Annotated in this window: 13 protein-coding genes, 1 tRNA gene and 1 pseudogene; 5 read left to right on the forward strand and 10 right to left on the reverse strand. The window is 60.8% G+C overall.

Annotation, left to right across the window (positions count from 1 at the left end):
* Positions 1–269: 269 nt before the first annotated feature.
* Positions 270–641, reverse strand: a complete 372-nt coding sequence (locus NXC14_RS11165; protein ID WP_085778199.1) for a hypothetical protein — start codon at positions 639–641, stop codon at positions 270–272.
* Between the two features lie 58 nt (positions 642–699).
* Entirely contained in the window at positions 700–1,359 is a 660-nt protein-coding gene (locus NXC14_RS11170) for a hypothetical protein (RefSeq protein WP_085778200.1), read from the reverse strand.
* A gap of 256 nt (positions 1,360–1,615) precedes the next feature.
* Between NXC14_RS11170 and NXC14_RS11175 the strand changes: the two genes are divergently transcribed.
* Positions 1,616–2,224, forward strand: a complete 609-nt coding sequence (locus tag NXC14_RS11175) for a TerC family protein (RefSeq protein WP_020921320.1) — start codon at positions 1,616–1,618, stop codon at positions 2,222–2,224.
* A 67-nt stretch (positions 2,225–2,291) separates the two neighbouring features.
* Here the strand turns inward: NXC14_RS11175 and NXC14_RS11180 are convergent, their stop codons facing one another.
* The 3 genes from NXC14_RS11180 to metG are packed head-to-tail and all read right to left on the reverse strand — an operon-like array spanning position 2,292 to position 5,451.
* Positions 2,292–3,110, reverse strand: coding sequence for an MBL fold metallo-hydrolase (locus NXC14_RS11180; protein ID WP_085778201.1), 819 nt, complete (start codon positions 3,108–3,110; stop codon positions 2,292–2,294).
* Between the two features lie 3 nt (positions 3,111–3,113).
* On the reverse strand, positions 3,114–3,896 hold the full coding sequence (locus NXC14_RS11185) for a TatD family hydrolase (RefSeq protein WP_085780069.1): 783 nt from the start codon (positions 3,894–3,896) through the stop codon (positions 3,114–3,116).
* A 4-nt stretch (positions 3,897–3,900) separates the two neighbouring features.
* Complete coding sequence (gene metG / locus NXC14_RS11190; protein ID WP_085778202.1) at positions 3,901–5,451, reverse strand: methionine--tRNA ligase; 1,551 nt, start codon at positions 5,449–5,451, stop codon at positions 3,901–3,903.
* A 231-nt stretch (positions 5,452–5,682) separates the two neighbouring features.
* On the opposite strand from metG, the gene NXC14_RS11195 reads away from it, so the two are divergent.
* Complete coding sequence (locus NXC14_RS11195; protein WP_085778203.1) at positions 5,683–6,471, forward strand: sulfite exporter TauE/SafE family protein; 789 nt, start codon at positions 5,683–5,685, stop codon at positions 6,469–6,471.
* Between the two features lie 16 nt (positions 6,472–6,487).
* On the opposite strand, the gene NXC14_RS11200 is transcribed toward NXC14_RS11195, so the two are convergent.
* The 4 genes and pseudogenes from NXC14_RS11200 to NXC14_RS11215 form a co-directional block, all read right to left on the reverse strand.
* Positions 6,488–7,510, reverse strand: coding sequence for a DNA polymerase III subunit delta' (locus NXC14_RS11200; protein ID WP_085778204.1), 1,023 nt, complete (start codon positions 7,508–7,510; stop codon positions 6,488–6,490).
* 8 nt (positions 7,511–7,518) lie between these two features.
* Positions 7,519–8,198: pseudogene (gene tmk / locus NXC14_RS11205) on the reverse strand (dTMP kinase).
* A 214-nt stretch (positions 8,199–8,412) separates the two neighbouring features.
* Positions 8,413–9,606, reverse strand: a complete 1,194-nt coding sequence (locus NXC14_RS11210) for a D-alanyl-D-alanine carboxypeptidase family protein (RefSeq protein ID WP_085778205.1) — start codon at positions 9,604–9,606, stop codon at positions 8,413–8,415.
* A gap of 71 nt (positions 9,607–9,677) precedes the next feature.
* Positions 9,678–10,778, reverse strand: coding sequence for a septal ring lytic transglycosylase RlpA family protein (locus NXC14_RS11215; RefSeq protein WP_085778206.1), 1,101 nt, complete (start codon positions 10,776–10,778; stop codon positions 9,678–9,680).
* Between the two features lie 432 nt (positions 10,779–11,210).
* On the opposite strand from NXC14_RS11215, the gene NXC14_RS11220 reads away from it, so the two are divergent.
* The gene (locus tag NXC14_RS11220) at positions 11,211–12,119 is read left to right on the forward strand and encodes an Ig-like domain-containing protein (RefSeq protein WP_245362092.1); all 909 of its coding nucleotides are present in this window, start codon (positions 11,211–11,213) and stop codon (positions 12,117–12,119) included.
* 169 nt (positions 12,120–12,288) lie between these two features.
* Positions 12,289–12,378, forward strand: a tRNA-Ser gene (locus NXC14_RS11225).
* A 47-nt stretch (positions 12,379–12,425) separates the two neighbouring features.
* Here NXC14_RS11225 and NXC14_RS11230 read toward each other — a convergent pair.
* Positions 12,426–12,917 (reverse strand): RidA family protein, encoded by a 492-nt coding sequence (locus tag NXC14_RS11230; RefSeq protein WP_085778208.1) that lies wholly within the window; start codon positions 12,915–12,917, stop codon positions 12,426–12,428.
* Between the two features lie 196 nt (positions 12,918–13,113).
* On the opposite strand from NXC14_RS11230, the gene NXC14_RS11235 reads away from it, so the two are divergent.
* Positions 13,114–13,800 (forward strand): TetR/AcrR family transcriptional regulator C-terminal domain-containing protein, encoded by a 687-nt coding sequence (locus NXC14_RS11235; RefSeq protein WP_085778209.1) that lies wholly within the window; start codon positions 13,114–13,116, stop codon positions 13,798–13,800.
* Positions 13,801–13,847 lie beyond the last annotated feature (47 nt).

Here is a 13,847-nt window from a genome sequence, read left to right on the forward strand (position 1 = left end):
CGCCATCAACGTCAATCGAGGAACTGTCTGGCCGAGGCAGGCTGATCGTTGCCCAGCTGCTATCATTGCCGATCGTTGTCTCGGTGCGCATCATCGGGGCGCCTCCCCGTCCTGCAGACCCCCTGCGGCACAGTGCCGGCTACGGTTGGTAATGTCAGAAATGGAATTTGGCGCAACTGCGAAGTGCGGCCCGCAGTCAAAACCGTAGGCGGCACATCGGGCTCGCCCCCGAATTGTCGGAGGACCGGGCGTATCAGATGGTCAGCCCTTCACCACCGTCTCGTCTCAGAGAGGTGGCCGGCCAGCAAAGCGCCGAACGGAAGGCTGCGAACGATTCTGGCGGCGATGAAAGCCGCGCCCGTGGCCAAGGCGAGCTTTGCCCAGGGATAGTTGCCGAGCTGGACATGGGCGCTTGCGTCTATCAGGTTTGCCTGGGCTTTCAGCGCCGATTCCGCATCCTCGCGCAGGATGCCGATCCGGGCGCGCAATAGCCTTACTTCGTGCTGTAGGAGGTCGAGATCGTGGTCGGCCTTCTCGCGCGCAGTCGCGGTGGCGGCGTCGGCAAACGGCGGCTCACCTTCCGCGACCAGTTCATCGGGATCCGGCGGAAGGAAACCGTCGCGATTGATGGACGATTGCATGGACGTCTCCTCAATTATTCAGCAGGGGCGATCGAGGTCGGCTCCTCATGCCGACACATCAGTGATCACGTCGGAATCCCTGGTTCGACCCGCCTTGCGACTGCGACTGCGTTTGCCGGCCAGGATCGGTCGATGGCGAGCTGCCTCCGGGATAGGTGTAAGCGCGCACCTTGGCGCTTCCATGCGCGGTGTCGCGTATCGCGACCGGTCGCGTTTCAGCTTCGAATGCGCTCTCGGACACAGCCAGGTCATCCGCAGCTTTGCCGCCATGGGCCGAGCCGGCAAAACCGGTATTCGACCCACCTTGACGGCCGCTTTCCGACAACCAGAGATCTGCCCGCTCATCGATGTCGATGCTGCCTTCGTCGTCGAGAATATCGTGAACGGTCTCATAGAGCGCGTCGTCGATATCGTTGACTTGAACGAGGAAGCCGCCTCGCCGCAGCCCTTCTGCGTACATCGCGCGATCTTCATCCGGGAAGAAGAAGTCGGCCAGCGCGTCGAAGAAGCCGCTGCGGTCGTCGCTTATGGCGCTGGCATTCTTTCCGTCCGCTTCGTAGCCCGGCATCAATCTTATTCTTGCGACCGGCACGCCCGCGTCCTCGAGACGGGAGATCGCAGATTCGGCTTCGGACCGGCTGTCGAAAAATGCCGTAAGGCTGCCGCCGCCCATCGGGCCTGAAGAGCTGGGGTTAGTATCGTGGTGAATGTTGCTCACGGAACGCTCCTCTCGATGTCTCCTTCCAGCCGTCGACCCGACGCCTGGTTTCTGACTTGGAGAACCGGCAGCCGAGATGAATGTTCCACGGCAGTGGGACGGATCGGCGGCATTTCACGGCAGTTCCATAACGTTGCCGCCTGTCCTTTTTCAGATACACCAGGCAGTGAATCGCACCGTCTGTTGCAGCCTTCGGCGGTTGACGTCAAACCATCGAGACGCTAGCACGGCTTTCGACGCATTGGGGACATTTCATATGGACATCTTCACGGCAGCCGGTCTGACGGCTTTGCTGCAGGTCATTGCTATCGACCTTGTTCTCGCCGGCGACAACGCCGTGGTTATCGGTCTTGCCGCTGCCGGCCTCGAGGCCACACAACGGCGCAAGGCGATCATCGTCGGCATTCTTGCCGCAACGGTCCTGCGTATTCTCTTCGCCAGTGTTGCCGTCTATCTGCTGGCGATCGTCGGCCTGCTGCTGGCCGGCGGCCTGCTGCTGCTTTGGGTCTGCTGGAAGATGTGGCGTGAGCTTCGCGACGGCCATAACGAGGATCGCGTAGCGGAAAGCGGCGAAGGCGCGCCGAAAAAGACCTTCTTCCAGGCGGCAACCCAGATCGTCATTGCCGACGTTTCGATGTCGCTCGACAACGTGCTCGCCGTTGCGGGCGCTGCGCGCGAACATCCGAGCGTCCTGGTCATCGGGCTCGGTCTGTCAATCGCGCTGATGGGTATCGCCGCGAACCTGATCGCCCGTCTGCTCGGCCGCCATCGCTGGATCGCTTATATCGGTCTGCTGATCATCCTCTACGTCTCGCTCGACATGATCTATCGCGGCGCGGTCGAGGTTCTTCCCTACATGCAGTGACCTGCGCCAGGGTCGCGGCTCAGTCCCCGATCCTGCTGCACGCGTGTAAGCATGCTGCATCGCTGGGTTAAGCGAGAAACTCCGTCTCGAAGCTCATCTGATCGAACGCCGGCACCACGTGGTCCGGCGTCTGCGCCATTACCGCGTCATAATCCAGCGGCGTATGCATGTGGGTGAGTATCGCCCTTTTCGGCTTCAGCCGGCCGATCCAGTCGAGCGACTGCTCCAGCGACAGATGGCTCGGATGATAGGTGTATTGCAGGGCGTCGATGATCAGCACGTCGAGATTTTTCAGTTTCTCGACGGTCTGCGGCGGGAAATCGCTGATATCGCTGCAGTAGGCTACATCACCGATGCGGAAGCCGAGCGAATTGATATCGCCATGCTGCTGGATATGCGGAAAAAAATCGATCTTGCCGCCGGGGCCGCGGATTTCGACGGGTTCGTCAAGATTTTCGATGACGACAGGCAGCACGATCGGCGGATAATTGCTGCCCGGCGGCGTCTCCAGGCAATAGCCGAAGGCTTCACGCAGCCTGTCCATCGTAAATTGGTCAGCGTAGATCGGCACTCGCCGGCGCGTATTGTGAAAATAGCCGCGCAGATCGTCGATGCCGTGAATATGATCAGCATGCGGATGGCTGTAGAGCACCGCATCGACATGGTCGGCCCCTGCCCGGATCATCTGCTCACGAAAATCGGGTCCGGTGTCGATGACGACGGTCGTCACACCGCCATCAGGAGCGAACTGCTGCACCATGAATGAGGCGCGCGTGCGCCGGTTCCTTGGGTTGTCGGGATTGCAGGCGCCCCAGTCGCCGGTGATACGCGGCACGCCCGGTGACGACGAACAGCCGAGAATGGTGAAGCGCCGCCGATAGAGCACCTGCTAAATCCTTGGCATTTTCGAGAACAGGCGAAACGCGTTCTCCGTCGTGATCCGTGCGACGTCCGCATAGGAAAGGCCAATCGTCTCGGCGAGCACTTCGGCCGTATTGACGACATAGGACGGCTCATTGCGCTTGCCGCGCCAGCGCTTCGGAGCGAGATAGGGCGCGTCCGTTTCCACCAACAGCCGTTCATGCGGGATCGTCTTGGCGATCTCACGCAGTTCTTCCGATTTCGGGAAGGTCAGAATGCCGGAAAAAGAGATGTAGCCGCCGAGTTCGACACCGGTTCGCGCCAGATCCGGCCCTGCCGAGAAGCAATGCAGGATAAAGGGGAAGGCTCCCTTCCCCGTTTCCTCGGTCAGGATATCAGCCATATCGGCATCGGCGCTGCGGCTGTGGATGACGAGCGGAAGCTGCGTTTCCCGAGCGGCGGCAATATGGCGCCGAAAGCCGGTCTGCTGATCCTCTGGTGTCTGCGTGTCGTAGAAATAATCGAGGCCCGCCTCGCCGATCGCCACCACTTTCTCATGCGCCTTCGCCAGGCGCACCAGCTCTTCGGTCTGGATGTCCAGCTCGTCGCCGGCATTGTTCGGATGGGTGCCGACGGAGCAGAACACCGATGGATATTTCTCCGTGATGGCGAGCAGCCCGTCGAGCTTGCGCACGCGCGTCGAGATCGTCACCATCTGCCTGACGCCGGCTTGGTGGGCGCGCGTGACGATCTCGTCGCGCTCCGCCTCGAAGTCGGCAAAATCGAGATGGCAATGGGTATCGATCAGCACGGCCTCAGGCCTCCGGAGCCACATAGCGCGGGAAGACCGGTGTCGGCGCTTCGAGCACCGTCCCGGCAACGAGGCGGCCACCTTCGCCAAGCGCGGCAAAATCGCGCTTGTCGGCAGGCGCGGCGACAAGATCGAGCAGCTTGCCCGACGATTCCGGCATGAAGGGCTGTAGCAGGATGGCGATCTGGCGCACCACCTCGGCCGTGACATAAAGGACCGTGCCCATCCGCGCCGGATCCGTCTTCTTCAGCGCCCAGGGCGCCTGGCCGGCAAAATAGCGGTCGGCCTCCGAAACGACTGCAATGATCGAGGCGAGCGCGCGATGAATGAGCTGCTTGCTCATGTCCTCGCGCGTAGATGCATGCAGCGCATCGGTCTGGGCAAGCATCACCTTGTCCTCGTCGGTCAGCGGGCCGCATTCCGGGATCTTGCCGTCGCAATTCTTGACGATCATCGACAGCGACCGGCTGGCGAGATTGCCGATGCCGTTGGCGAGGTCGGAATTGATGCGCGTGCCGATCGCCTCTTCGCTATAGCTGCCGTCCTGACCGAAGGAGACTTCGCGCAGGAAGAAGTAGCGCACCTGGTCGAGCCCGAAATGATTCACCAGATTGACCGGATCGACGACGTTGCCGAGCGACTTCGACATCTTCTCACCCTTGTTGAGCAGAAAGCCGTGGGCGAAAACGCGCTTCGGCAGCGGCAGCTTCGCAGACATAAGGAAAGCCGGCCAATAGACGGCGTGGAAGCGAATGATGTCCTTGCCGATGATGTGCACATCCGCCGGCCAGTACTTCGCCCTCGGGCCATTCTTGTCCTCGATATAGCCCGTCGCCGTGATGTAGTTGGTCAGCGCGTCGACCCAGACATACATGACATGGGAAGGGTCGTTCGGCACTTTGATGCCCCAGTCGAAGGTCGTGCGCGACACCGACAGGTCCTTGAGGCCGGATTTGACGAAGGAGATCACCTCATTGCGGCGCTCGGCCGGGCCGATGAAATCGGGATTGGCCTCGTAATGGGCCAGCAGCTTCTCCTGGTATTCGGAGAGCTTGAAGAAATAGCTTGCCTCTTCCACCCACTCGACGGGCGTGCCCTGCGGGCCGTAACGCACGCCGTCGGCGCGCAGCTCCGTCTCGTTTTCCTGGTAATAGGCCTCGTCCCGCACCGAGTACCAGCCGGCATAGCTGTCCTTGTAGATGTCGCCATTGTCGGCCATCAGCGTCCAGATATTCCTGGATGTCTCGTGATGACGCTCCTGCGTGGTGCGGATGAAGTCATCGTTCGAAGCATTGAGCAGCTTGGCCATCGCCTGGAACTCGCCGGAGTTGCGGTCGGCGAGCGCCTGCGGCGGGATCCCTTCGGCGCGCGCCGTCTGCTGCATCTTCTGGCCGTGTTCGTCGGTGCCCGTCAGAAAGAAGACGTCTTTGCCATCCAGGCGCTGATAGCGAGCCATCGCATCCGTCGCGATCAGCTCATAGGCATGGCCGATATGCGGCTTGCCGTTGGGATAGGAAATCGCGGTGGTGATATAGAAGGATGTCTTGTCTGTCATGGCGGCCAAGGTCCGGCTTATTTATCAATGGTCAGCCGCTCTTAGCGCATGTCACCGTCGAGCGAAACATCAAGTTTCGCTGCCGCCCATGAATTCCAGGACACGGGGTCGTGAGCTTGACTCCGTCTCGCACCCAATTTACCGGTCGTCAGAAAGAGAGGCGGGACCCAACGACGTGCCAGTTTTCACCCACCACAATCCCCGTCACCGGGCGCCGTTGGAGGCGCTTGCTTGACATTCGAGCCTCTCTATTCGATTTCGGGACTGTTTGTCGGCGCCCTTGTCGGCATTACCGGCGTAGGCGGCGGTTCGCTGATGACACCCCTGCTGGTGCTGCTCTTCGGCGTCCATCCGGCAACTGCCGTCGGCACCGATCTTCTCTATGCTGCGATCACCAAGACAGCGGGCACCGCTGTTCACGGCGTGCATGGGCGCGTCAACTGGAAGATCATCGGCAGCCTCGCCGCCGGCAGCGTCCCGGCCGCCTTGCTGATGCTCTGGCTGCTGGCAGGTGTCGATCGCAAGAGCATCGGCGTGACAAACACCATTACATCAGCCCTCGGCTGGCTTCTCGTCATGACCGCGTTCATGCTGATTTTTCGTGGCCCGATCCTCGAATTTGCGCGTCGCGCCATCGGCGACCGCACCCTGCCGCGGCCGACGACCATTCTTGCCCTCACCGTCATTCTCGGATTCTGTCTCGGCGTGCTTGTCACCTTGACCTCGGTTGGCGCCGGTGCGCTTGGCGTGACGATCCTGCTCGTGCTCTATCCGAGGCTCGATGTCCGCGAAATCGTCGGCTCCGACATCGTCCACGCCGTACCCCTGACCCTGATCGGCGGCACCGGCTATTGGCTGATCGGCGAGATCGATTGGGCGATGCTCTTTGCCCTGCTCGTCGGCTCGATTCCCGGTATTATTCTGGGAAGCCTTCTGGCGCCGAAGCTGCACGAACGTATCATTCGCATTCTCCTGGCCATCACGCTTGCGCTCGTTGCGTGGAAGCTGCTGGCCGGCTGATCCGCCTATACCTTGGCTAGAGTCTGGGCTGCTTGATATCGGAGAGAATACTGATGATCGTCTGCTTGCGGTCGAGATTATATGCGTCGGAAACGGTAAGCCGCTCGGTAACCTCCGAATAGAGCCGCGCCAGCCGTTCGGCCGCGGCGATCTGCCCCTCGCCTGCCGCCGCGCGAGCGCGGCTCATGATGTCGTCGCCGACGTGGCTGACGAAGAAATCGAAAATCGTATCGCTTTCCTTGCCCGAGAGCGCCTCTGCCAGCCGGTGCATCGCCTTGCGGGCGGTTGGCCCCTCGGCGGAAAGCACTTCGTCATAACCAGCGATGATTTCGCTGCCGCCATAGTTCAACAGTTTCAAGGCTTCGCCGACGCTGCCCTTGGCCGCCGAAATCACGCTGCCCTCGCCTGCTATGCCAAGATGGGCAAGGGCCGCAACGAGTGCTTCGTCGGGAAGCGGCGCCAGTTTCAGCGGCTGGCAGCGTGAGCGGATCGTCGGCAGCAGCCGGCCCGGCGCGTGCGAAAGCACCAGGAACAGCGCCCGCTTCGGCGGCTCCTCGAGGATCTTTAGAATGGCGTTGGCCGCATTGCGGTTCATGTCATCGGCCGGGTCGATGATGACGATTCGCCAGTTGCCGGTGCCCGAGGTCTGCGAGAAGAACTTGCCGGCGCGGCGCACCTCGTCGACGGTGATTGCCGATTTCACCTTGCCGGTCTTTTCGTCCACCGGCCGGGCGAGATGCAGGAGATTGTGCGAGGCGCCGGAGGCGATCTGGCGGCTGACGGCCGAGGCGGGATCCGGATCGCCGATCTTCTCCGGCGCAGCATCGGGATCGGGATGCGAGAGGACGTGGTCGGCGAAGCGGAAGGCGAGCGTCGCCTTGCCGATGCCCTCCGGCCCTTCGATCAGGATGGCGTGATGACCCTTGCCGGATCGGTAGGACTGGGCAAGAAAGGATTCCGCCTCCTCATGGCCAAACAGCCTGGTATTTTCGGCGGGCCAGATGGCGCCGTCCAGCAGTCCCGGCCGATCGTCACTCATAATGGACTTCACTCATAATGGGCGGCTTCCGGCATCCGAGCGCGTCTGCGGGCGACATCAGCCGCTTGACGATCGCCAGGATTTCGGCGGCAATCGCCTCTTCCGTCTGCATGGCGTCAACCACGTGGCAGCGCTCCGGCTCGCGCGCGGCGATATCGAGAAAGGCTTCGCGCCGTTTTTCGTGCGTTTCGAGCCGCTCCTTTTCAAAGCGATCGGGACCGTCCGAGGCGCTGCGCTTCTGCGCCCGCTCCAGGCCGACCTTTGCGGGAATATCCAATATCAAGGTGCAATCCGGCATGACGCCGTTGATGGCGACCCGCTGCAGCATCTCAACGAAATCAGGGTCGAGATTGCCGGTGATGCCCTGGTAGACACGCGAAGAATCCATGAAACGGTCGCAGAGCACGATCTTGCCTGATGTCAGGGCCGGCCGTATCACCTCTTCGACATGATCGTTGCGCGCCGCCGCAAAGAGGATCGCCTCCATCCGCGTGCCGAAGGGCTCGGCCGCGCCCGAAAGAAGCACGTGGCGCACGGCCTCCGCGCCCGGCGACCCGCCCGGTTCCCGCGTCACCAGCACGTCATGCCCTTCGCCTTTCAACGCTTCGGCGAGGCGGCGGATCTGCGTGGATTTCCCCGCGCCTTCCCCGCCTTCAAACGTAACGAATAGTCCCGTACCGGATGACAATGACAACTTCCCGCATTCCGGACGCCGCACGCCCGCGCGCCCCGCCTCTTCTATCTATCCGAAGACATCGGGAAGGAAAACCTTTCGCGGCGGCGACATAATCACCTTCCCCGCAAATTGTAGCAGAAGGTCAGGCATTCAAGTCTGAAGCATGACTGTGCGGCAACGGCACGCGGGAAAAGAAGAGCTGTACGCGAGAGCCTCATCCCGGCGTTCAGCCGGGGGCGGACTTGTCCCAGAGCCAGGAGAAGAACAGCGATTCGCCGAGCTCCAGCACTGCGTCGACCGCCCGGCTGCTGAGTGAGCCCTCACCGACCGCCTGCGCGGTATAGAGCGGCACTTCCCTGAGCAGCCGACTGCCTGCGAAAATCCTGAGCGTGCCGGCCTGATAATCCGGCTTCACCGGCGCCGTCAGCGGCCAGTGATAGACGATGCGCGCCGAAAGCCGGTCGGGGTTGCTGATCGGAATATAGACGCTGACCGGCGCCTTGGCGACGAGATCGACGGTGCGCGCCGAGCCGCCATAGACGCTGGCTGCGCCGATCACTTCATGCTCAGTGAAGATCTGACGGCTCTCGAAGGCAGTCAGCCCCCATTCGAGCACGCGCTTGGCCTCCTCCGTTCGCTCCTTGTCGGACGCGATGCCGGCAAGCGCCAAAAACAGCCGCCGGCCGTCGCGCTGGACCGACGCGACGATCGAATAACCTTCTCCCTCGGCAAAGCCGGTCGCAAGCCCGTCGGCGCCGAGATCGAGCCCGAGCAGCGGATTGCGGTTGCGCTGGAAGATCTTGTTCCATTCGAAATCCAGCTGCGCGAAATAAGGATAGAGATTGGGATAGGATTGCTGAAGGGCAGCGGCAAGCGTCACCATCTCGCGCGCCGTCACTTTGCTCTTGCCGTCCGGAAGGCCGGTGGAATTGCTGAATACCGCTTTCTCCATGCCGAGTTCGCGGGCGCGGCGGGTCATCGACTGAGCGAATTGCTCCTCGCTGCCGGCCATTCCCTCGGCGAGGATGATGCAGCTGTCATTGGCGCCCTGGATCGCCACGCCCTTGATCAGGTCCTCGACGCGCACGCGTGATTTGAGGGCCGCAAACATCGTTGCCGTCCTCGACGGCGCGCCGCCGGTGCGCCAGGCATATTCGGAAACGGGATATTCGGTGTCGAGCGTGATCTCGCCCTTGGTCACCGCATCGAACACCAGATCCATCGTCATCAGCTTGGCGAGCGAGGCCGGCGAAAAGCTCTGATCCTCATTCTTGGCGAGAAGCACGGTACCGGTGGAGGCCTCAATCATATAGGCCTGCGCCGCTTTGGTGGCAAAACCGGCTGCACCCCCGTCGGCGGCATGTGCGCTGGCGGCGAGCGGCATCAGGCATGCAAGCAGACGAAGCACAGGCCTCAGCATCGCAAATTCCCATCGGTCAACGGCGTTTTGAGAAGGTTAGAGCGCGGCGAAATTCGATGCAATCGCCATGCTCAACGCGCTGCCGATTTTGCCTGCTGGCGCCTGGCCGAGGCAAGGATGGAGGCCGGAGTTAGGCCATCATTGCGCACCATCACCGCGTCGAAGGCGAGATCGACCGTTACTGTCTTCACAGCTTCGTTCTGATAGCCGAGCGCGAGGGAGCCCTGCGAACCGCCATAGGGCCGCTCATAAGGCATGGGACCGAACTCCGGCAGCACCACCATCTGATCGAAGCCCGGCGAGGCATTGGAGGAAGAAGCCGACGGCGCCACCAGAACATGGGCGGCCGGCGCAAGGCCGGGCGCCGCATTGTAGCGCGCGCTCGGCGTCGAGCCGGCATAGGAGGTCGCCGACATCGGCACCGGCACATTCGCCGGCGTCTCGTAGTCTTCGGCGTTCTGCAACTGATCGCGGGTGATCTTGCGGCTGTTGGAGGCGACCATCACGCCGGTTGCGATCTGCCCTTCCGGATTGATGCCGGGAATGCGGCTGCCCTTCGGCACGTAGGAGGCCATCAGATAGGGCATGTCATGGCCGTCCATGCGGGCGCGGCCGACATATTGCACGCGCACCTTGCCGGTCCCGCTGTGCTGCAGATCCAGCATGTCGGCCGTCTTGTTGGAAAGGTCGATGATGCGGCCTTCGTGATAGGGGCCGCGATCGTTGACGCGCACGACGATGGAGGAGCCGTTCTCGAGATTGGTGACGCGGGCATAGCTCGGCAGCGGGAACGTCGGATGCGCGGCAGATAGGTGCATCTGGTCGTAAACTTCGCCATTCGCCGTCAGCCGTCCGTGAAAGGCGGAGCCGTACCATGAGGCGACGCCGACCTTGTTATAGGCGAAGTCTTCTTTCGGATAGTACCACTTGCCCTTCACCTCATAGGGGTTGCCGACCATGTAGCGGCCGCCGCCCTTCGGGATATTGTTGCCGGTGGCGACGCGGGGGCTGGCCTTAACGCCATATTCGGATTCGGAAAAATATTCCTTGCCGTGGGCTCTTTTCTTCGGCACGGCCTGTGTCGTGCCGCACGCCGCAACCGTCGCACACATCGCCGATATCGCTAGCCACCGTGCTGTCGTTGCGATAGACGCCCCGTATTCCAGTTTCATGTGCCCCACGCCGCTCAAAGATCGTTATGGTTAAGGAACTCTGCCCCATCCTGGGTCAACAACGCCTTATCCCCGCCCGCCTAACGAGACTTTAATCTTGCTGGGTTCGTGGCAAATTTGCGAACGATTTCGCTGCGATAGCGATAATTCTAATAAATATGGTTTATAAATTGCTAACAGGAAGCTCTCCCGTTGTTGCAATCAGAGCCAAAATCGGTGTGCCGATGCGGGCCACATGGTAAACGTCGGCCTGCTTTCAAAGTCAGAGCGGTACCGGATTGAGACACCGGCACGCGCAGCAGCTGCTCTTCCGACGTTGGTTACAACCGGAACCTTCCTCCCAGGGTAGCATACCAGCTGTTCCTCTCCGATATACGTGTCCCCACGGCGCCAGCATCTGGCGCCACTCCCTTACCGCGTGTAGTTTGTTGCTTGACTCAAAGTGGAGTAGAAAGTTTATTTGCGGCGTTCGCGTCGCAGCCCGGCGTCCTTTCCACGCTCATCTTTAGGAGACGAGCCATGGCAAATCACAAACCAATAGTGCCTGACGTGAAGGTTCACGACTACGCACCAGCGGAGGCCATCGAAGGAAACCTTCTCGACAACGCCTCGGACTCCGACGGCGATCTGCTTCAGGTTCAGTTCGTCAACGGAATGAGAATTCCCAACAAGGCGGGCGAGCCGGCATATCTTACCATTGAGGGTGAGCACGGGACGCTGACGATTTGGAGCAACGGCAGCTATAGTTACACGGTCAATGATCCGAGCGCGCTTGAGCCCGGCGGTATCTTCGGCGAGAATTTTTCATTTAAGATCTCCGATGGAAAGGGCGGCACCGACGTCGCCAGCCTCAACATCGGCGTCCACACTCCTCCGCAAGGGCAGTATTCCATCGATTTCGAGAATGCTCCCACCGAATATCCCGGGCTGCCTGATATCGCCTCCGGCTATGCAGGATTCAAATTTGGCGACAAACTCGATGGCAACCTTTGGGCGGTCGCCGAATCCGGCGGCAACGAGTACGTCGTCACCAATCCCTATAATCCGTTTTTCGAACGCGTTGATGGCAAGCTCTTCACCATCGAGGGCGTCGATGTCGCAACCAATTTCGACCCCGCCTATGAAGGTGTCGATGCCCTGGTCACCTTCGAGGGTTATATCGGCGGCAACAAGGTGAGTGAGATGTCACTGACGGTCTACGGAGACACCATTGCCGATGGTCAGCATATTTCGCTGGCCGCCTTGGGAGCGGTCGATTTTGTCCGCTTCGATATTCAGCCCGATGTCGAGCCCACGGGCTTTCCGCAGCTCGCATTCGACAACTTCACCGTCCTGGTCTGACGGCGGCAGAGAGAAGCGGCTGTCAACGCCGCTTCTCTGCAGAACAAGTTGACGCTGCCATCAAAGCTGCTAAAAAGCCGGCCTGTGAGTGAATGGGCAGCAAATCGGCAGAAACCACCGATCCACCGGAAAGACCGAAACGGACTTTCTTCAGGCTTCCCAAAAACTTGGAAGAGTGTCCGAGTGGTTTAAGGAACCGGTCTTGAAAACCGGCGTGCGGGAAACCGTACCGTGGGTTCGAATCCCACCTCTTCCGCCATTTGCAATTTTCTCCATCAGAACTGCCCGGCGGATCAGTCGCAGCCACTATTCAAGCATGACGACCGCTTCGACTTCGAACAGCATCGGATCGATTGCAAGTTTGGGAACAGGGACAAGGGTCTGGGCCGGGAGTGCGTCGCCGAACATGTCTTTGACGTTCCTCGTCAGCACCTCGAGCTTGGACATATCGTGTTCGACCACGAAGACCGTGAGCTTGGCGACCTGATCCGGCCTTGCGCCGAGGCCGTCGAGGGCGCTGCGCAGATTTGCGTAGGTCTGCTTCACCTGGACGGCGAAGTCCGCCGACAAGGCTCCCGAGCTATCCTGGCCACCCTGTCCGGAGATGTAGGCCAACCGGGCGCCGCGGGGGACGATCACTGCCGTGCTATAGCCATTCGGCGTCGGATCGTAGAGGTTTTTTGGATTGACGACAGTCAGCTTGAGGTCACCCTCATTCGCCGCCGTCGTCGCGTTGGGAATTCCTGTGGTCATGATGATCAGCCCTCCGATGAGCAGATGTTTGATTGCGTGTAACATGATGTTCTTCCGGCCGTGAGGACTGCGAGGAACGACCCTCACCGCCTCCTGGACTGCGCTGTTAACTCTTTGGCAAGTGAGACTCGTACAACGTACGACTTCATCGCATCGTACATTGTACGAGTCAACTGGCGAGGATCGACACCCGTCGCTTCGCCGGCTTAAATCGATGTCCCGATCTTTTTAGGAAAGACACATGGCAGCCAAACGCGACGGCACTCAGAGTAAACGGCCTCACCGGAAAGCTGCCCCGGTCCCCTCCGTACAGGAACCGCCTCTTTCGCTCGAACGGATCGTAGCGACCGCGGTTGAACTGCTGGACGCCGAAGGCGTTGAGGGATTGAAGATGCGTCGGCTGGCCGATCGCCTCGGCTCGGGCGCGATGAGCCTCTATTGGCATGTCGCCAACAAAGAGGAGGTTTTTGATCTCGCGCTCGACTCGGTGCTGGAATATCGTGGACCGTCGCAAATAATCGAATCGGCGGATTGGCGTCAGGCGGTCTATCATATGCTTGAAGACTGGCGCGCCAGCATGCTGCGCCATCCCTGGTCGGCATCGCTGCTGCCGCGCCGGGCACTCGGCTCGAACATCCTCGGTCGTCTGGAGCTGCTGGGCAGGGTCTTATCCAGAGCCGGTGTCGAGGAGGCGGATTTGAACGGCGGGATATGGTCGCTCTGGAACTATGTGATGGGCGCGACCATTACTCGTGCGAATTTCGACCTTTCGGACGAAGACATGCTCGCCGGGCAGCAGCGCCTTGCTCATCTCGGTGCAGAATACCCGACGATCGAGCGTGCTCGTCTGCTGTTGGACAATGATTGGGACGGGGTTTTCAGGAAAGGCCTGGACTTCCTGCTTGACGGACTTGTTCCGAGACGATGAACAAGAGGCGCGAGGACAGGAATGACCCGGTTCGACGAGTGGGAACA

The sequence above is a fragment of the Rhizobium sp. NXC14 genome (genome assembly GCF_002117485.1).
GTDB lineage: Bacteria > Pseudomonadota > Alphaproteobacteria > Rhizobiales > Rhizobiaceae > Rhizobium.